The sequence below is a fragment of the Bradyrhizobium sp. RP6 genome, assembly GCF_003837805.1.
GTDB lineage: Bacteria > Pseudomonadota > Alphaproteobacteria > Rhizobiales > Xanthobacteraceae > Bradyrhizobium.
Genome location: NZ_RQIT01000015.1, coordinates 22,899 through 41,148, shown reverse-complemented (window position 1 = coordinate 41,148; position 18,250 = coordinate 22,899). Strand labels below are relative to the sequence as shown.

Genomic DNA, 18,250 nt, shown 5'->3' with positions numbered 1-18,250 from the left:
CAGCTCCCCTCGCGATGTGCCCCGGCGTCAAGTCGGGAGCCCCCGCGGCGGCGCTCGTTCCGCCCGGCCACAAAGCCGTTGCAGCCCCGGGATGGTCGCACTAGCTTCGCCCGCATATCTTTCCGGGTAAGAGGCATTACGCGATGACCAGGTTTCTTTTCATGATCCCTTTGCTCATGTTCGTATCCGGCGCGTCGGCGCAGCAGCCGGGCCAAGACGCTTGCGCGCGGGACGTCACGCGCTTCTGCCGTGCCGTCATGAACAATGGCGATGGCGCCGTGCTCGCTTGCCTGAAGCAGCACCGCGCCCGCCTCAGCAAGGCCTGCGACAAGGTGCTGACGGAACATGGGCAGTGATCGTCATTCCGGGGCGCGCCGTCAGGCGCGAGCCCGGAACGACAGTCCCTACGTACTGCTGCCCGCGGCGGTCGCAACCACCGGCAGCACCTCGCCATCGGCGCGGTCCGGCGTCTCGTCCTTCCAGCGCACCGAACCGAACGGACGCTCGAGCATGCGGCGGATCCGCACCGGCTCGGGGCCGACGTGGAAGTCGATCGCCTGCTGATGCAGTGCGCGTTCGGACTGGGTCGAGCGGTTGCGCTGGCGCAGGTAATCGAACCAGGTGGGACAATGGTAGCGCTCGGTCCACAGCTCGGGATCGGCAATGTCGCGCGCGATCGACCAGCCATAGGCGCCGTTGCGCTGGCGCGAGAGCTGCACGTCCTGCATCACGTTGTGGAACGCGCGCGCGTTTTCTTGTGAGACCCGGTATTCGATCTCGACCACGAGCGGCCCACTGCGCCCGGTGAGTGACAGCTTCACCTCGGGATCGGCCAGCACATCGGCGTCCTCGTTACGGGCGCCGACGCGCGGCATCGCGAGCCAGATGCCGAGCAGCGGCGAGATCAGCATCAGGCTGGCCGCCGTCAGCAGCGCGACCTCGACGCCCGCATAGTCGGTGAGATGGCCCCAGCCCCAGGCGCCGATCGCGATCCCGCCGGAGATCGAGGCCTGGAACGCCGCGAGCGAGCGGCCCGCGACCCAGCGCGGCGCCGACAGCTGCACGCCGATGTTGAACAGCGCGATCGCAGCCATCCAGACCGCGCCGGCCAGCACCAGCGCGGCCGCCGTCAACACCGGCTCGGTGCTCACCGCGAGGGCCGCCATCGCGAAGGCCATCGAGATGGTGCAGGCGCGGATCGCGGCCTCGCCGCTCATGCGCTTGCGCAATTCGTGGATATTGAGCGCGCCGATCACCGCGCCCATGCCGAAGGCGCCCAGCATGATGCCGTAAGTCTGCGCGCCGCCATGCAGGAGGTCGCGTGCGACCAGCGGCATCAGCGCCATCACGGCGCCCCCGATCAGACCCATCACCAGCGTGCGCAACAGCACGATCTTGATCGGCGGCGAATTGGTGATGTAGCGAACGCCCGAGACCATGGCGCGGTTGAGCTTTTCTCGCGGCAGGCGCGAGGGCTCGGTGCTGCGGCGCCAGAGCAGCAGCACCACCAGCAGCGGCAGATAGAGGATCGCATTGCAGGCGAACGCGGCGACGGCGCCGAGCGCAGCGACGATGACGCCGCCGACCGCAGGGCCGAAGCTGCGGGCGATGTTGTAGCTGATGCCGTTCAGCGCGACGGCGGAAGGTAGAGCATCGGGCGGCACTTGTTCGCTGACCGAGGATTGCCAGGCCGGACCGAACAGCGCGTTGCCGCTGCCGACGACGAAGCAGAAGACGAGCAGCAATTCGGGGGTGATCAGGTTGAGGCCGGCCAGAACGGTGAGCGCCGTCGCGCCGATCAGCGCGATCGAGAGTGAGACCAGGGTGACGATGCGGCGGTCATACATGTCGGCGATGGCGCCGGCCGGCATCGAGATCAGCATGATCGGCAGCATCAAGGCGGTCTGCACCAGCGCCACCTGGTCGGCCGACGCCGCCATCTGCGTCATCGCCCAGGCTGCGCCGACGCCCTGGATCAGGAGGCCGAGATTGGAGAGCAGGCTGGCGAGCCAGATGCGCCGGAACAATGTGTACCGCAGGGGCGCGGTGATGCCGTCGGCGGCCATTCTCTGGCGGTTAGGCTGCTCGGTCATATCCCCTTCCATATGGGCCGGTAGAAGTGGTCCTGGCGATTCCGGCAAATTCAGTGATGCCCGCGAAAGTCCTTCGCTGTCCAGTGGTTACGCCGTTATAAGCGGTGCAAAGAGGCAGGTCCTGCCGGGGAGTAACAGATGAAGCTGTCGCGACGGACGATCCTGCAGGGCGTTGGCAGCTTGCCTTTCGCGGTTGCGAGCATGCGGGCCGGGGCGATCGCCCAGACCGCGCCTGCCGCAACGCCGAGCACCGAGGTGCCGCCGGTCCTGTTCATTCATGGCAACGGCGACTACGATGCGCTCTGGATGACGACCCTGTGGCGGATGGAATCCAACGGCATCGCCCGCGAGCGCATGATGGCGATCAATTTCACCGATCCCCTGGCGCGCAGCGACGACAAGGTGGAACAGGCGAACCGCTCCTCGACCGAGGACCAGCGCCGCGAGCTCGCCGCCGCCATCACTGAATTGAAGCGCCGGACCGGGGCGGCGCGCGTGGCCCTGGTCGGCAACTCGCGCGGCGGCTATGCGATCCGCAAGGTCATCAGGAACGGCGGTGCGGGCGATGTCAGCCACGCCGTGCTGTGTGGCACGCCCAATCACGGCGTGTTCGCGACCGACGACCAGCCGAACAACGAATTCAACGGCCGCGGCACATTCCTGCGCGGCTTGAACGAGGGTGAGAGCGAGGTGACGCCCGGTGTGGCCTTCCTCACCCTGCGCAGCGACGGCATGGACAAATATGCGCAAGCCGACGGCCGCTTCATCGGCAAGCCCGGCACGCCGACCAATGTCACCGCCGAGGGGCCTGAGCTGAAGGGCGCCACCAATCTCGTGCTCGGCGCGCTCGACCATCGCGAGGTGGCGTTTCACCCGCGCGCGTTCCGCGAGATCTACAAGTTCATCGCCGGGCGCGAGCCCATGCGCATCGCGATCGTGCCGGAGACCAACGTGAAACTGAGCGGCCTGGTTACGGCCACGCCTGGCGGCGTGCCGACCAACCGTCCGGTCGCGGGCGCAACCGTCGATGTCTTCCGCGTCGATCCTGATACCGGGGAGCGCAAGGGTGGTGCGCTGCACAGCGCAAAGACCGCTGCCGACGGCCGCTGGGGGCCGGCGCAGGTCGATCCCGCCTGGTCGCTCGAATTCGTCCTGACCTCGCCGGATGCGCCGACGACGCACATCTATCGCTCGCCCTTCCCACGCTCGTCCGACCTGGTGCATCTGCGGCCTGCGCGCCCGCTCGGACCGGCCGACAAGGACGCCGGCGCCGTCGTGATCATGTCGCGGCCGCGGGGCTATTTCGGCCTGCCGCGGGACGTGGTGCTGTTCGACGGCAAGGAGCCGGCCGACGTCAAGCCGGGCGTGCCCACGGATGCGACAGCAACCCTGCGGCTTCCCCCCGGCGAGGTCGGGCGTAACATCGTGGCCCAATTTGGCGAAGAACGGATCGTGGCACGCGCCTGGCCTGCCGCCGAGAACAGGATTGCGATCGCCGAGCTGACTTATTAGCTATTTGCCTGCGCCACATCTCTCGGGAGGGAGCCATGAATATCGCCAGTGTGCGTCGGCCCATCATCCCTCCGGCTCCTCCGCGTGCGCCCGACGACATGTCATTCTTCGGCCGTCTCGCGGTTGTCAGGCAAAATATGATCGCGACCTGGGGGCAGCGCGCCTATGAGGAAGAGGTCATCCCGGGCCGTTTCTTTTTCCGCAACAGTTTCATCCTGAACCAGCCGGACGCGATCCGGCACGTCCTGCTCAGCAATTACGAGAACTATACGCGCACGCCGGCCGGCATCCGCATGCTGCGCCCCGTGCTCGGCGATGGTCTCCTGATCGCGGAAGGTCATTCCTGGACATTTCAGCGCCGCACCCTGGCGCCGGCCTTCACGCCGCGCGCCACGGCCAATCTGGTCCCGCACATGACGGCGGTGCTCGACGAGACCATCGCCAAGCTGGATAGCCGCACCGGTGAAGGGATCGACCTGCGCGAGATCATGCAGCGCATGACGCTCGAGATCGCCGGGCGCACGATGTTCTCGTTCGGCATGGATCGCCACGGCGCGACCTTGCGCAACTTCATCATGGAATATGCCGCGCGGCTGGGACGGCCTTACTTCCTCGACATGCTGCTGCCTGTGTCATGGCCGAGCCCGATGGATTTCGCCCGCGCCCGTTTCCGCAAGCGCTGGACCGCGTTCGTCGCGATGCTGATCGCCGAGCGGCGCGCGATGGGCAAGAAGGAAGGTGCGCCGCCGCGCGACTTGTTCGATCTCATGGACGAGGCGCGCGATCCCGAGACCGGCAAGGGCTTTTCCGACGAGCAGCTCGTCGACGAGGTCGCAACCATGATCCTCGCGGGCCACGAGACCACGGCAACCGCGCTGTTCTGGGCGCTCTATCTGCTGGCGCTCGATCCCGATGCGCAGGAGGAGGTGGCGTCCGAGACAAGCGGCGAGCATCTCGACAGCATGGCCGATATCGATCGCCAGAAATTCACCCGCGCCGTGATCGATGAGACCATGCGGCTCTATCCGCCGGCGTTCCTGGTCGCGCGTGCTGCGCGCGACAAGGACAACGCGGCGGGCGTCGAGATCGGGAAGGGCGACATCATCATGATCGCGCCCTGGCTGCTGCACCGGCACGAGAAGCTGTGGGATCAGCCGAACGCGTTCATTCCAAAACGGTTCATGTCGAAAGAGGCGCCGGACCGGTTTGCTTACCTGCCGTTCGGCGCAGGTCCGCGCGTCTGCATCGGTGCGCCGTTTGCCCAGGCCGAATCCGTGCTGGCCCTGGCCCGGCTGATCGGCGCATTCCGTGTCGAGCTTGCCGACCTGGCCAATCCCGTGATCCCGCTCGGTGTCGTCACGACCCAGCCGGACCATTCACCCATGTTCCGCATCACGCGTCGGTGACAGGCGCTCGTCTGGCCGATGGCGTGATCCACCCTAGATAGAGACCGCCATGAGCGACGTCCAGGCCCAGTTTTCCGTTCTGAAACAGACCGCCGATCCCGATGTCGTGGAGGCCCTGGCGCAACTGATCGCCAACGGTCACGACCGTGACCTCAACCGGATCAATGCGCTGGATTTTGCCAACCGTACCGGGCTCGACCAGGAGAAGGTCATTTCCGGATTCCTGCACGCCTCGCGGCTCGGCCTGTTCGACATGAGCTGGAACGTGCTGTGTCCCGGCTGCGGAGGCGTGTTGGGCGCGCATGCCACGTTGAAGTCGTTGAAGCACGACGACTACAATTGTGCGCTCTGCGCCGCCGGATACGAGGCCTCCGTCGACGAGATGGTCGAGGTGGCCTTCACCGTCAGCCCCCGGGTCCGCCGCATCGGTGCCCATGATCCCGAGACGTTGCCGATCTGGGAGTATGTGCGGCAGATGTTCTGGAGCTCGGGCGTCGACATCAACGACGAATCCTTTTCCCGCCTGATCAACGAAGTGACGCTCGAAGCGCTCGAATTGCCCGCTGGCGAGAAGGCGATCCTCTCGCTCAATCTGCCCAGCCAGTTCATCATCGTGTTCGAGCCGGTCACCCATTCCGCCCATTTCCTGGACGTTCAGGGCGAGCCGACCAGCGAGCGTCAGCAGCTTTCGATCATGTTCAACAAGCTGGAGGCGCCGACGGGGACGACCGTGATGCGCCCTGGACCGTTGCGTCTCACGCTCGAGAACCAATCGGGCAATCGCGTGTTGCCTTCGGTCTGGATTGCCGCCGACGCGCTGCATGAGATGATCGGCAAGCGCAAGCCGATCCTGACCGCCAAGCGCATGCTGTCCAACCAGACGTTCCGTGACGTTTTCAAGGCCGACAACCTCAATGTCGACCAGCGGCTGAAGATCACGTCCCTGACGTTCCTGTTCACCGACCTGAAGGGCTCGACCGCGCTGTATGAGCGGGTCGGCGATCTCAATGCCTTCGATCTCGTGCGGGCGCACTTTCGTGCCCTGCTGGAGATCATCGCCGCCGAGAAGGGTGCGGTCGTGAAGACGATCGGCGATGCCGTGATGGCGACCTTCGTCAGGCCCGAGCACGCCATCGTCGCGGGACTGCACATGCGCGCGGCGATGGAGGAATTGAACAAGCAGCGCGGCGCCAACGACCTCATTCTCAAGATCGGTATCCATGAAGGTCCCTGCCTCGCGGTCATGCTCAACGAGCGGCAGGATTATTTCGGCCAGACCGTCAACATCGCCGCCCGCGTGCAAAGCCTGTCGACCGCGCAGGAGATCCACATCACCGGGCCGGTGGCGGACGCGCCGGCGGTGGCCGAACTCCTCCAGCGGCGCGAGATCAAGCCGATCCAGAAACAGGCCGCGCTCCGTGGCATCGCCGACAAGATGGTGGTCTACGAGATCCCGTGAGGCATCATTCGTCATTCCGGGTTCGATCCCGGCGCATCGCCCCGGAATGGCGGTGAACAGATTGCCGAAACGTAATGCAGCGTGCGGAACTGACGCCGTTGCGCCGGTTGAGATTCCCGCTCATATAATGCTGGTCACGGCCGCGCTCCTCGCGGCCGTCATCGATCTCGGTAGGACCTTATGCTCGACGGCTTACGTCAATTCATCGCCGACATTGTCGGTCCTCAAGCCTCGGACCGCGCATTCGGCGACAGCGATTATCGGCTGGCGGCCACTGCACTGCTGGTCCATGTGGTCTCGCTGGACGGCGAGCCGAGCGCGGCCGAGCGGCGCAAGCTGCACAGCCTGATCGAAAGCCATTTCGGGCTCGATCGCGGCACTGCGGATCGTCTGATCGCGGACGCCACCCAGGTCGAGGGCGAGGCGGTGGACCTTTATCACTTCACCAGCGTCATCATGCGCTCACTCGACGAAGAGGGCCGCAAGCGCATCGTCCGGATGATGTGGGAGCTGGTCTATGCCGACGGCCAGGTCAGCGAGTTCGAGGACAATGTCGTCTGGCGTGCGTCCGACCTGCTCGGGATTTCCCAGCGCGACCGGATCGAGCTGAAGCACGCGGTCGCGGAGCGTGCCGGTGGTCAGGTCAAGGATAGCGCCGTCGGCGGCTGACGGCGTCGGCCTCGGCGAATCGCGGCCTGCACGGACACATGACGAAAGTTTAATATCTTCGTCGCCGGCGCCGAATACGCCTGCAAATCAACGGTTTTTCACCACTGTCCGTCGTTCCGATCAAGCGGCCATGCTGCCGGTGCCGCTTGCCTGTTGCGCACGGCCTATGCTCTCGTTCCGCCATTGCGGGGCGAAAAAGCTTGGATTCAAGAGACTTCCATCGTGGCTGAGCGGGTGACGTTGATTACTGGTGCTTCGGCGGGCATCGGGATGGAGCTGGCGCGTGTGTTTGCCGCCAATGGACACCGCCTCGCGTTGACCGCGAGACGGGCGGATCGGCTCGAAGCGCTCGCGAGCGAGGTCGCTGCCAAGGGCGGCAAGAAGCCGATCGTGATCGCCTGCGATCTCGAGAAGGCGGATGCCGGCGAGACGATCGCGGCGGCACTTGTCGCCGCAGGCGTCGAGCTCGACAATCTCGTCAACAATGCCGGCTTCGGCGTGTTTGGCGACGCGATCGAGCGTGATCGCGTCGAGCAGCTCGGCATCATCGATGTCAACGTCCGTGCCCTGACGGATCTGTCGCTGCGCTTTGCCGATCAGCTCATCAGGAACAAGGGCGGTCTTCTCAATGTAGGGTCGGTCGCCGGTTTCCTGCCCGGCCCCGGCATGGCTGTCTACTACGCTTCCAAGGCCTATGTGATCTCCTTGACCGAAGCGTTGCGGGCGGAGCTTGCACCGCGCGGCGTCCGCGTCACCGTGCTTTGCCCGGGGCCGGTGCCGACCGAATTCCAGGCCCGCGCCGGCGTTGGATCGCAACATGATACGGCCGTTCTCAACGTCTCTGCCGCCGAAGTTGCGCGGGAGGCGTATCGCGGCCTGATGGCCAACAAACGGGCAGTCCTGCCGGGTCTCGGCATCAAGATTGTGCCGTTCGCGCTGCGTTTCTTCCCGCGCGGGTTCATTCTTGCTGCCACCAGCCGGTTCCAAAGGCAGAGGCGCTGAAGAACGCCCCGGCGCATCCGTAGTGGCCCGGAGCTTGCTTCGGGAACGGGGCGTGTGTGCGCAAACTCACACGATGTTAACCATCGCTTAGTTATGCTGGCGGTCTGAACCGATAGCACTCGCAGAGGCCATGTCGTTGCGGACGGACAGGTTTGGTGGCGCAGAGGTGGTGCCCTTCCCACGGAGGGCGCCAAGCGCCGCCGCCTCCCAAACCCGGCTGCCGGTTCTGATCGTCCTGCATCAGGAATGCTCGACACCGGGCCGCGTCGGCAATGCGCTGCGCGCGCTCGGCCACCGCCTCGACATCCGCCGTCCCCGCTTCGGCGATCCCCTCCCCGAGACGCTCGACCAGCATGCCGGCGCCGTGATCTTCGGCGGCCCGATGAGCGCCAACGATCGCGATGACTACATACGCCGCGAGATCGATTGGATCGAAATTCCGCTCCGCGAGCAGCGGCCGTTCCTCGGCATCTGCTTGGGTGCGCAGATGCTGGCGATGCAGCTGGGGGCCCGCGTCGCGCCGCATGCGGAGGCGCTGACCCAGATCGGGTACTACCCGATCAGGCCGACCGCCGCAGGCCATGCGCTCTGCCCGCACTGGCCGGCGCAGGTCTATCACTGGCATCGTGAGGGATTTGAGCTGCCTGTCGGCACCGAGCTGCTCGCCGAGGGCGATGATTTTCCGGTGCAGGCGTTCCGCGCCGGCAATGCCTTCGGCGTGCAGTTTCACCCCGACGTGACCTACGCGATGATGCATCGCTGGACCACGCGCGGCTATGACGGTTTCAGCGCGCCCGGTGCGCGGCAGCGGCACCATCACTTCGCGGATCGTGCCGTCTACGACGTCGCCGAACGCGCCTGGCTCGATCACTTCATCAATGGCTGGCTGGCGCGCCGGCCGGTGCTGGCGCAAGCCGCCGAGTGATCGCGCCTTCACGCAAGTCCTTGCCTCTGCCCTCGATATGCTAGGCTCTCTGCAAACGAGCGCGCACCAATGCGTGCCGGCAAGCAAGGGAGAGCGCCGTGGCCTACGAACACATTCTCTATGAAGTGAGCGACAAGATCGCGACCATCACGCTCAACCGCCCCGACCGCATGAATGCGTGGACGCCGATCATGGAACGCGACGTGCGTCACGCGATGGAAGCGTCAAGTGCCGATGACGATGTCCGCGTCATCGTGCTCACCGGCGCCGGCCGCGCCTTCTGTGCCGGCGCCGACATGGATGCACTGAAGGGGCTCGACCCCGATGACGTCAGGCGTGCCTCGAACCTGCCGCCGTTCGACATGAATCGTCGGCCGGATTGGCAAACGCGCTACGGTTATTACCCTTCGATCAGGAAGCCTGTGATCGCCATGCTCAACGGCGCCACGGCCGGCATCGGGCTGGTGCACGCACTGTATTGCGACCTGCGCTTTGCTGCCGACAACACCGTGTTCACGACGGCGTTCGCGCGGCGCGGTCTGATCGCCGAGCATGGCATCAGCTGGATGCTGCCGCGAATCGTCGGCCACGCCAATGCGCTGGATCTGTTGCTCTCGGCGCGGCGCGTGTCGAGCGCGGAGGCGCTGCGGATCGGGCTGGTCAACCGGCTCTCTCCGCCCGACAAGCTGCGCGAGGAGACTCTTGCCTATGCGCGCGATCTCGCCGATTTCGTCTCGCCGAGCGCGATGGCTGTGATCAAGCGTCAGCTCTATGAGGTGCCGTTCCAGACGCTTGCCGAGGCGACGATCGAAGCCAACCGGGAGATGATGGTGGCGCTGAACGGGAGTGATTTCCGGGAGGGCGTGGCGAGCTTCATGGAGAAGCGGCCGCCGAGGTTTACGGGCAGGTAGGGGAGGAGACAGTCCGTCTTCGCCCTTTGGGCTCGCCGGACACCACGCTTCGCCCTTTAGGCTCCGGCGTGGCTGCGCCACGCGTAGCCCGAAGGGCGAAGCGTGGTGGAGCCAGGCGGGATCGAACCGCCGACCTCGTCATTGCGAACGACGCGCTCTCCCAGCTGAGCTATGGCCCCTTTGCTGGCCGCTCTGGTGAATGCGGCCGACAACCGGGCGCCATTTAAGTCCCCGCCAAGGTCAAGTCAAGGACGGGCGTAACCCGGTTTTAGCCATTCCGGTGCCCGAACTTCCCTTGTTTGGGTCTGACGGAACCGATATCTAGCAAACGGGGCGTCAATCCCGACCGAGCCAGAGTTTCCAAAAGCCAGAGGCCTCATAAGCCATGCGTGCCGTTCTCGACATCGTCATCATCGTGCTCGACCTCTACGTCTGGCTGCTGATCGCCTCCGCGATCCTGTCCTGGCTCATCGCGTTCAACGTGGTGAACACCCGCAATCAGTTCGTGTCGGCGGTGGCGGAGTTCCTGTACCGGATCACCGAGCCGCTGCTGGCGCCGATTCGCAATTTCCTGCCCAGTCTCGGCGGCCTCGACATCTCGCCGATCATCCTGATTCTGATCATCATGTTCATCGAGCGGGTGATCCTGTACTACATCTACCCCAACGTGATCTGAGCAGGCTGGAGCGCCTTGGTTGCGAAAGAAGCTTCTAGGGAACCCTGGCGTTACTCGGCCTCAGGAATCAGCCTCGCGTTGCGGGTGACGCCGCGCGGCGGGCGCGACGACATCGACGGCATCGAGCAACTCTCGGATGGCCGCAGCGTGCTCAAGGTGCGGGTACGCGCCATTGCCGATGGCGGCGAGGCCAACAAGGCCGTTCTGGTGCTCCTGGCGAAATCGCTCGGCATTCCCAAGAGCAGTGTAAAGCTGCTATCCGGAGCCACCTCGCGGCTGAAGCAGATCGCGGTCGACGGCGATCCGGCGCGGCTCGGCGAAGCCCTGCGCCAGCTTGTGTCGGCCAAATCGAACGACTGAGGGACTGACATGACGGCCAAGATCATCGATGGAAAAATCATTGCCGCGGAGTTGCGCGCCCGGGTCGCTGAGGAAGTCGCCCGTGTCAGGCGCGAGCACAATCTGATCCCCGGCCTTGCTGTGGTCCTGGTCGGCAACGACCCCGCCAGTGAGGTCTATGTCCGCTCAAAACACACACAGACCCAGGCCGCCGGCATGGCCTCGTTCGAGCACAAGCTGCCGGCCGACGTCTCGCAGCAAGATCTGCTGGCGCTGGTCGCAAAGCTCAACCGCGATCCGGCCGTGCACGGCATTCTGGTGCAATTGCCGCTGCCGAAGGGGCTGAACACCGAAGCCGTCATCAACGCCATCGACCCCGCCAAGGACGTCGATGGCTTGCATCCGAACAATGCCGGCCGGCTCGCCGGCGGCTTCGAGGCGCTGTCGCCCTGCACGCCGCTCGGCTGCATCATCCTGACTAGAAGCGTGCACGCTTCGCTCGAGGGCATGAACGCCATCGTCATCGGCCGCTCCAACCTGGTCGGCCGCCCGCTGGTGCAACTGCTGTTGAACGAGAACGCCACGGTCACGATCGCTCATTCGCGCTCGCGCGATCTGCCAGGTCTCGTAAGGCGCGCCGACCTCGTCTATGCCGCGGTCGGTCGGCCCGAGATGGTGCGTGGCGACTGGCTGAAGCCGGGCGCGACCGTGATCGACGTCGGCATCAATCGCATCCCGAAGGAAGACGGCAAGACCCGTCTCGTCGGTGACGTCGCCTATCAGGAAGCGCTTGCCGTTGCCGGCGCGATCACCCCGGTGCCGGGCGGCGTCGGTCAGATGACGGTGGCGTGCCTGCTGGTGAACACGCTGCGGGCAGCCTGTGCGATCGCAGGGCTGCCGAAACCGGCGGTGTAGGTAAACTCTCGTGTCCCGGACGCGACGCTGAGCCGGGACCCATGGCGCCACTGTACTGGGCCCCGGCTCAGCAGCGCATCGTTTCACGCTGCGCTGCGTCCGGGGCACGGAAACCTAGCCCTTCTTTTTCTTCTCGCGCTCGATGCCTTCGAGGATCAGCTTGTGCGCCTCCTCTGCGCCGCCCCAGCGCAGGATCTTCACCCATTTGCCCTTCTCGAGATCCTTGTAGTGCTCGAAGAAGTGCTGGATCTGCTGCAGCGTAATGTCCGGCAAGTCGGAATAGCTCTTCACCTTGTCATAGCGCTGCGTGAGCTTGGACGACGGCACCGCCAGAATCTTCTCGTCGCCGCCGGCTTCGTCCTCCATGAACAGCACGCCGACCGGACGCACGCTCATGACGGCGCCGGGAATGATGGCGCGGGTGTTGATGATCAGCACGTCGCAGGGATCGCCGTCATCCGACAGCGTGTGCGGGATGAAGCCGTAGTTACCGGGGTAACGCATCGGCGTGTAGAGGAAGCGGTCGACCACCAGTGTGCCGGCCTCCTTGTCCATCTCGTACTTGATCGGTTCGCCGCCCACGGGGACCTCGATGATGACATTGACGTCGTGTGGTACGTTTTTCCCGATCGAGACCGCATCGATACGCATTCAAGGCTCCGTTGTTGCCGAGGTGAAATCGCGCCCGGCAGCGATTTTGGCGCTGTCATACGCGGGCTTGGCCCGCTGATCCATCGCGTTTTTGTGAAATAATGAATCCTGCGATCACCGGCCCAAAAGGCAACGGCATCGACCGACGGAAAACGCTGCCGAATCAGGTTTCAGCAGCTCAATTGGTCCAGGCGAAGGCAACCTTGTCGAGCGCCTTCGGCCCGAACCGCTCCGACGAGCGCGCCACCATGCGGCCGCCCAGGGCCCGGTAGAACTCGGTCGCCGGGTCGTTGTCCGAGAGCGCCCACACCACCATGCTCTTCAGCCCGCTCTGCATCAGGTCGCGGCGGGCGGCCGCGAACAGGCGGCGGCCGAAGCCGAGCCCCTGGAATTCCGGGCGCAGGTAAAGCTCGTAGATCTCGCCGTCGAAATGCAGGCTGCGGGCGCGGTTGCGGCCGTAATTGGCATAGCCCGCGATCTTGTCACCGAACACGAGCACGCTGACGCGGCTGCCCTTGCGGATCGCGCTGTCCCACCATTGCGGACCGCGACGGTTGATCAACTTTTCCAGCTCGGCGCCGGGAATGATGCCCTGATAGGCCGAGCGCCAGGCTTCGTCATGAGTGGACGCCACCGCAGTTGCATCTGCAGCTTTGGCCGGCCGGACCTCGATCAGGGTTGTGCTCATGGACACGATCAAACCAAGTCGCCGCGCCGGCGGCAAGAGCTATCGTTAATTATCGGTTAACCTGTGGACTTTCTGCATCAGTATTATGGCCATGTTGTACCGAAAGAGGACAAGCCGCCGTTCTAAACGGTATCCTCCGGCCATGTGTCGGTGCAAAAACTAGGCTGCGGGAACGGGAAACGGCAATGGCAACGCAGAAAGTCCGCCGACAATGATTCGTTCCTACTAGTCTGGCTGTCGCAGTTCGCGTTCGTCCCTCGGCAACTCATGCGGCTCGTCAACACCATCGCGCTTCTGCCTCTGCTGGTCTTGCTGACTGCGCCGCCGCTGTGCGCACAAGGCGCGTTTGGCCCATCCGAAGAGGAGGGCGAACCGCTTCGCCGACAAGCGTGGCGGGTGCCGTCGTCGGATGGCGACCTTGCCGCGCGTGCGCTCCTGTTTCGTCCCCCTGGCCCAGGTCCATTCCGGCTCGCGGTGATCGCGCACGCCTCGACGCAGAACGCTCTGCGTCGTGCGCAAATGCCGCCGCCGGAATACCGCCCGCTCGCCGCCTATCTCGTCGCGCGTGGATTTGCCGTGCTGGTGCCGGAACGGCTCGGCCATGGTGCGACCGGCGGCCGCTATGTCGAGGACCAGGGCGGCTGTGACGAGGCCGACTATGCACGCTCGGGCCGCGCCACGGCCGATGCAATCTCCCTCGCGCTGGGCTATTTGCGAGAACAGGATTTCGTTCGCAAGGATGCCGCGATCGTGATCGGCCATTCGGCCGGCGGATGGGGGGCGCTGGCGCTCTCCAATGCCGATCCGAAGGCAATCTCTGCGATCACAGTGTTTGCGCCGGGGCGCGGCGGCCATGCCAACGATGAGCCGAACCAGGTCTGCGCGCCGCATACGCTGCTTGCCGCGGCGGCGGAGTTCGGCAAGGCGGCGCGCATTCCCGTCACATGGCTCGTTGCCGTCAATGACAGCTATTTCGCGCCGGCATTTTCGCAGAAACTCGCTGATGCGTTTCGCGGCAGTGGCGGCAAGGCCGAGTTTCGCTCGCTGCCCGCCGTCGGCAGCGAGGGCCACTGGATGATCGAAAGCGAAGCCGGCGTCAAAGCCGCAGGCAGCGAACTCGCGCGGGCACTGAACGAGAATAGGCCAGCGGCCATCAAGAAGCCTCGGGACAATCGCTGATGGAAATATGGCCCGACGACGACGTGATCCTGTTCGACGGCGTCTGCATCTTCTGCTCGCGCTGGGTCCGGTTCGTTGCGAAGCGCGACATCGGAAAGAGGTTTCGCTTCACGGCCATCCAGTCGGAATATGGGGCGCGGCTGGCGCGCACATTCGGCATCGATCCGGCTGATCCCGACACCAACGCGGTGATCCATGGTGGCGAGGTCTTCATGAAGTCGGATGCCGCGCTGACCGTGCTGTCGCTTTTGCCGGGATGGGGTTGGGTGCGCGCACTATTCGCGATGCCGAAGCCGCTGCGGGACGCCGTCTACAGCCTCGTCGCGCGCAATCGCTATCGCATCTTCGGAAAGTATGACGCCTGTTTCGTGCCTGATGCGGATTTGCGGGCGAGAGTGATCGAGTAGCCCGTCATTGCAAGCGCAGCGAAGCAATGCAGGATCTCTCCGCGGCGGCAGTCCGGATTGATTCGCTGCGCTCGCAATGACGGAGTTCGTGACTACGGCTTAACCAGAGCCGCCAGCACTTCCTTCGCCGCCCGCTCGCCACTGTCCCTTGCGCCATGTGCCGTCGTGAAGAAGGTCGGCGATGTCGCTTCGCCCGCGAAGAACAGCCGCCCATCCACCGGCGCAGCCAGCACGGCGCGATCCCCCGCATGCCCAGGCCGCGCGTGCGAGTAAGACCCTCGCGCAAGCGGGTCATGCGCCCAGCGCGACTCGTACAGCGGCTTCAGCTTGCGGCGGATGTCGTTGCCGAGGAAGCCAGCGATCTCGTCGGTGCTGTGCGCGGCGATGGCACCGCCGCCGGCGTCTTCCAGCGCGCGGGCAAAGCTGCCGCCGAAGAAGCCTTCGATGCAGGGCTGGCCGAACGGGCGGATGTGGTAAGTGCCCATCTCGGTGCGCATGGTGGCGCCGCGCAGATTGCCCTCCTTCGGAAAGGCCTCGGCGTCGTCGAGCGCCAGCGTCACCTTGTCGTTGACGCCGAGCGGCAGGCCGGCCGCGGCATCGATCTTGGCCGGGAGCTGCGGCGAGAAGCGGACCGCTTCCTCGGCGATCAGATTGGTCGGTACGGTGACGATCACCTTGTCCGCGGTCAGCGTGCCCTGCGATGTCTCGATGCGGATACGCTTGCCCGAATGGTCGATCAGCGCGGCGTTGCAGTTCAGCGCCACCGGGCAGGGTGCACCATACGCTGCAACCAGCGCGCCATAGCCACGGCGGACGCGCCAGTTGAGGCCAGTGTCCTCATAGGCGTCCCAGTCCAGCGTGGACATGTCCTTGAGTTCGCAGCCGTTGATGTAGGTCGAGATCGCGTCGATCATCGGATTCCAGCGATTGCCGGCCTCGAGGCTCAGCCTCGCGGGTTCGTCCTGGCCCTTCTGCGCGGCTTCCCACAGGCGCTCGTAGAACGCGTCCATCGCGCGCATGAAATCGTCGCGCTCGGTCTGGGGGAAGGCGTTTCCGAAGGCGCGCTCGCGCCAGGGCGGCAGGTCCTTGTTGACCTCGAAATCGAGCTGTCGGGCGATCGGCACGAAGGAGTTCTTGTCCGCGGAGTGAAGCCAGCCGCAGCCGACGTCGAACGTCACCTCGGGCGAGGCCTGCACGGTCCAGGCCCGGCCGCCGAGCCTGTCACGCGCCTCCAGCACGATGACGGCGAGGCCACGGCCCGCCAGCGCGTGTGCCGCGCCGAGGCCGGCGGCACCGGCGCCGATGATCGCGACGTCGACGGAGAAGGGGAGGGAGGTCATGGGCGGGCTCTAGCACGTTCGCGAAGAGTGCTGAAGCCGGGCCGGCGCAAACCTTCCGCAGCGCACGCGGATTCCGGATGCCACCTTGTCTCCGGTTGCGCGACATTCGTGAAGAAGACCGATGTGGCATCGGATCCGAACCGACTTGTTTTTCGTGCCAAGGTTGTATTCAATTTCGCATTCTCTTTGATCCATTCTTCGAGGAATTTCCCCATGCTGAGCATCGACCCGGGTGTAGAGCACAAGCGAACCGCAATTCTGGTGGTTCACGGTATCGGCAGCCAGCGCGCGCTGGAAACTGTACGCGGAGTCATCCGCGGCGTTTGGCGCAACAAAGGCAATCCCGACGACAAAGGCAACAAACTCTGGACGCATCCGGAGAAGAGCGGTGTCGACATCGATCTGACGGTGATGACGACCAGCGAGGTGCCGGGATCGGCGGACAAGCGCGTTGTCGATTTTCACGAGCTCTACTGGGCTCATCTCATGAGCGAGACCAAGGCGGTCGCCGTGCTGCTCTGGCTCTACGAGTTGTGCCGCAAGGGGCCGGTCATGAGAACCGGACTCAACGGGCTCTGGTGGGCCGCGTCCATCTTTCTGTGCCTGATGAACCTCTCGTTTGCCGTGCTGGCAATCAGAGGCGTGTTGCTGTTCTCGGAAACCAGCGCGCAAAATATCCTGATTGCGCCCTTGCTTCTAATTTTATGCAGCCTTGTGTTCGGCCTTTACGTCGCACTCAAATGGCAGGCACTTCGTCTCGTCTTGTGGCTGGCTGCCTTCTGCGTTGCGGGTTTCGCCGCCGGCCTCGGCTATCTGTGGCTTGAGGGTACTTTCCCCGGCGGAAACGGATTCCTCGACGGCGCCGAGATCTTGACGCTGATTGGTCTTCCGACCTTGGATGCGTTGCTGGCGACGTACCTTGTGATGGGACAGCAGGGATTGCGCGCGTTCTGGCGCACACTCGCGGTCTCGCTGCTCGTGTCCCTTGCCTTCATCTGGGCCGATCAGCACTGGTACGACAGATCGCTGGCCGAAACGGTGCTCAAGGCTTGGCCCTGGGGATTGAATTCGCCTTGGAGCGCCCCGATCGCATTTGGTGTGATCGGCATCTATCTCGCCGCCAACGGTGCGTTCCTCCAGCCCTATCTCGGCGATGCCGCGCGTTATTTCCGCGGCTCACCGGCCAATGTCGCCGTTCGTCGGGCCATCCGGAAGGAGGCCGTGGACACGCTGGCGCGCCTGCATGAAAGCGGCCGATACGACCGTATTGTCGTCGTCGCCCACAGCCTAGGCACTGTCGTCGCCTACGATATGCTGCGAGCCTATTTCAGCAGGATTTGCGACGAGTTGCCGCCGGTCACGTTGCTCGGCCAGGAGTTTTTGGACGTCGACGGTGCGCCGTGGCAGCCCGAGAAAGTGGCCACCCATGAGGAGAAAGTGGAGCTTCGCCGCAAGGCACGGCAGTTCATCGCAAACATCGCTGACGTGACCGTCAGGCGGCCTGTCGAACAGCGGGATTTCAAGAGCTGGCTGGTGACCGACTTCGTCACGCTCGGAAGCGCACTATCCCACGCTTATTTCCTGATGTGCGAAGAGGCAAAGGACCCCGATGCCGCCGAGAAGAATGGACACGAGAGATTGCGCGCGGATTTCAGGCGTCGTGTCGAGGAGCGCGAGTTTCCGACCTGTCCGCCGAAGCGGCTCCAGCAGGATGGCTTGTTGGCCTTCGACAATCCGAGGAAGAAGATCCGGCAGATCCACCATGGTGCGCTGTTCGGGTTGACGCGCTGGACCAATATCTACTTTCCGATCGAGCAGATCTTCTGGGGCGACGCGATCGGCGGACCGTTAGCCCCGACCTTCGGCCGGCACATCGTCGACCTCCCGGTCTCGACGAGATTGGCCGGCGGTGCAGACTTCTTCACCCACACCGCCTATTGGAATGTCGACCGGAAACCCGATACCTGGAAGGCACCGCATCTTGCGGCTCTGCGGGACGCGATCAATCTCTCCGACAAGACACCGACGATCGACTTCGTCAGTCGCGGCGAGGATGCGCCGGGCGAAGCCGGGTAACT

The 18,250-nt window shown here is 64.6% G+C and carries 18 protein-coding genes and 1 tRNA gene; 14 read left to right on the top strand and 5 right to left on the bottom strand.

The window, feature by feature from the left end; all coding sequences use genetic code 11:
• Positions 1 to 143: 143 nt before the first annotated feature.
• Entirely contained in the window at positions 144 to 356 is a 213-nt protein-coding gene (locus EHH60_RS24280; RefSeq protein WP_124161946.1) for a cysteine rich repeat-containing protein, read from the top strand.
• A gap of 48 nt (positions 357 to 404) precedes the next feature.
• On the opposite strand, the gene EHH60_RS24275 is transcribed toward EHH60_RS24280, so the two are convergent.
• Complete coding sequence (locus EHH60_RS24275) at positions 405 to 2,093, bottom strand: MFS transporter (RefSeq protein ID WP_124161945.1); 1,689 nt, start codon at positions 2,091 to 2,093, stop codon at positions 405 to 407.
• Positions 2,094 to 2,231: 138 nt separating this feature from the next.
• Between EHH60_RS24275 and EHH60_RS24270 the strand changes: the two genes are divergently transcribed.
• The 7 genes from EHH60_RS24270 (at position 2,232) to EHH60_RS24235 (ending at position 9,977) form a co-directional block, all read left to right on the top strand.
• Positions 2,232 to 3,605, top strand: a complete 1,374-nt coding sequence (locus EHH60_RS24270; RefSeq protein WP_124161944.1) for a hydrolase — start codon at positions 2,232 to 2,234, stop codon at positions 3,603 to 3,605.
• Between the two features lie 35 nt (positions 3,606 to 3,640).
• Positions 3,641 to 5,011, top strand: a complete 1,371-nt coding sequence (locus EHH60_RS24265) for a cytochrome P450 (RefSeq protein ID WP_124161943.1) — start codon at positions 3,641 to 3,643, stop codon at positions 5,009 to 5,011.
• A gap of 49 nt (positions 5,012 to 5,060) precedes the next feature.
• Entirely contained in the window at positions 5,061 to 6,470 is a 1,410-nt protein-coding gene (locus EHH60_RS24260) for an adenylate/guanylate cyclase domain-containing protein (RefSeq protein WP_124161942.1), read from the top strand.
• A gap of 180 nt (positions 6,471 to 6,650) precedes the next feature.
• Positions 6,651 to 7,139: a tellurite resistance TerB family protein gene (locus tag EHH60_RS24255; RefSeq protein WP_124161941.1), complete on the top strand. Its 489-nt coding sequence runs from the start codon at positions 6,651 to 6,653 to the stop codon at positions 7,137 to 7,139.
• A 222-nt stretch (positions 7,140 to 7,361) separates the two neighbouring features.
• The gene (locus EHH60_RS24245) at positions 7,362 to 8,141 is read left to right on the top strand and encodes an SDR family NAD(P)-dependent oxidoreductase (RefSeq protein WP_124161940.1); all 780 of its coding nucleotides are present in this window, start codon (positions 7,362 to 7,364) and stop codon (positions 8,139 to 8,141) included.
• Positions 8,142 to 8,271: 130 nt separating this feature from the next.
• On the top strand, positions 8,272 to 9,066 hold the full coding sequence (locus EHH60_RS24240; protein ID WP_124161939.1) for a glutamine amidotransferase: 795 nt from the start codon (positions 8,272 to 8,274) through the stop codon (positions 9,064 to 9,066).
• A 98-nt stretch (positions 9,067 to 9,164) separates the two neighbouring features.
• Complete coding sequence (locus tag EHH60_RS24235; RefSeq protein WP_124161938.1) at positions 9,165 to 9,977, top strand: enoyl-CoA hydratase; 813 nt, start codon at positions 9,165 to 9,167, stop codon at positions 9,975 to 9,977.
• A gap of 103 nt (positions 9,978 to 10,080) precedes the next feature.
• Here EHH60_RS24235 and EHH60_RS24230 read toward each other — a convergent pair.
• Positions 10,081 to 10,156: transfer RNA gene (locus EHH60_RS24230), tRNA-Ala, on the bottom strand.
• 206 nt (positions 10,157 to 10,362) lie between these two features.
• On the opposite strand from EHH60_RS24230, the gene EHH60_RS24225 reads away from it, so the two are divergent.
• Genes EHH60_RS24225 through folD form a run of 3 tightly spaced genes read left to right on the top strand, consistent with a single transcriptional unit; the run spans position 10,363 to position 11,907 of the window.
• A complete protein-coding gene (locus EHH60_RS24225; protein ID WP_018645113.1) occupies positions 10,363 to 10,653 on the top strand; it encodes a YggT family protein in 291 nt (96 codons plus the stop codon).
• 15 nt (positions 10,654 to 10,668) lie between these two features.
• Positions 10,669 to 11,013 (top strand): DUF167 domain-containing protein, encoded by a 345-nt coding sequence (locus tag EHH60_RS24220; RefSeq protein WP_124161937.1) that lies wholly within the window; start codon positions 10,669 to 10,671, stop codon positions 11,011 to 11,013.
• Between the two features lie 9 nt (positions 11,014 to 11,022).
• Positions 11,023 to 11,907, top strand: a complete 885-nt coding sequence (gene folD / locus EHH60_RS24215) for a bifunctional methylenetetrahydrofolate dehydrogenase/methenyltetrahydrofolate cyclohydrolase FolD (RefSeq protein ID WP_124161936.1) — start codon at positions 11,023 to 11,025, stop codon at positions 11,905 to 11,907.
• 114 nt (positions 11,908 to 12,021) lie between these two features.
• Here folD and ppa read toward each other — a convergent pair whose 3' ends face one another.
• Together ppa and EHH60_RS24205 are read right to left on the bottom strand one after the other, a co-directional pair.
• The gene (ppa, locus tag EHH60_RS24210) at positions 12,022 to 12,558 is read right to left on the bottom strand and encodes an inorganic diphosphatase (RefSeq protein ID WP_124161935.1); all 537 of its coding nucleotides are present in this window, start codon (positions 12,556 to 12,558) and stop codon (positions 12,022 to 12,024) included.
• Positions 12,559 to 12,736: 178 nt separating this feature from the next.
• On the bottom strand, positions 12,737 to 13,246 hold the full coding sequence (locus EHH60_RS24205) for a GNAT family N-acetyltransferase (RefSeq protein ID WP_024338772.1): 510 nt from the start codon (positions 13,244 to 13,246) through the stop codon (positions 12,737 to 12,739).
• A 267-nt stretch (positions 13,247 to 13,513) separates the two neighbouring features.
• On the opposite strand from EHH60_RS24205, the gene EHH60_RS24200 reads away from it, so the two are divergent.
• Both EHH60_RS24200 and EHH60_RS24195 read left to right on the top strand, forming a co-directional pair.
• On the top strand, positions 13,514 to 14,425 hold the full coding sequence (locus EHH60_RS24200; RefSeq protein ID WP_124161934.1) for an alpha/beta hydrolase family protein: 912 nt from the start codon (positions 13,514 to 13,516) through the stop codon (positions 14,423 to 14,425).
• Positions 14,425 to 14,832, top strand: coding sequence for a thiol-disulfide oxidoreductase DCC family protein (locus EHH60_RS24195; RefSeq protein ID WP_124161933.1), 408 nt, complete (start codon positions 14,425 to 14,427; stop codon positions 14,830 to 14,832). The genes EHH60_RS24200 and EHH60_RS24195 overlap by 1 nt, the downstream gene beginning before the upstream one ends.
• Before the next feature lie 92 nt (positions 14,833 to 14,924).
• Here the strand turns inward: EHH60_RS24195 and EHH60_RS24190 are convergent, their stop codons facing one another.
• On the bottom strand, positions 14,925 to 16,172 hold the full coding sequence (locus EHH60_RS24190; RefSeq protein WP_124161932.1) for a flavin monoamine oxidase family protein: 1,248 nt from the start codon (positions 16,170 to 16,172) through the stop codon (positions 14,925 to 14,927).
• 108 nt (positions 16,173 to 16,280) lie between these two features.
• Between EHH60_RS24190 and EHH60_RS24185 the strand changes: the two genes are divergently transcribed.
• A complete protein-coding gene (locus EHH60_RS24185) occupies positions 16,281 to 18,248 on the top strand; it encodes a hypothetical protein (RefSeq protein WP_124161931.1) in 1,968 nt (655 codons plus the stop codon).
• Positions 18,249 to 18,250 lie beyond the last annotated feature (2 nt).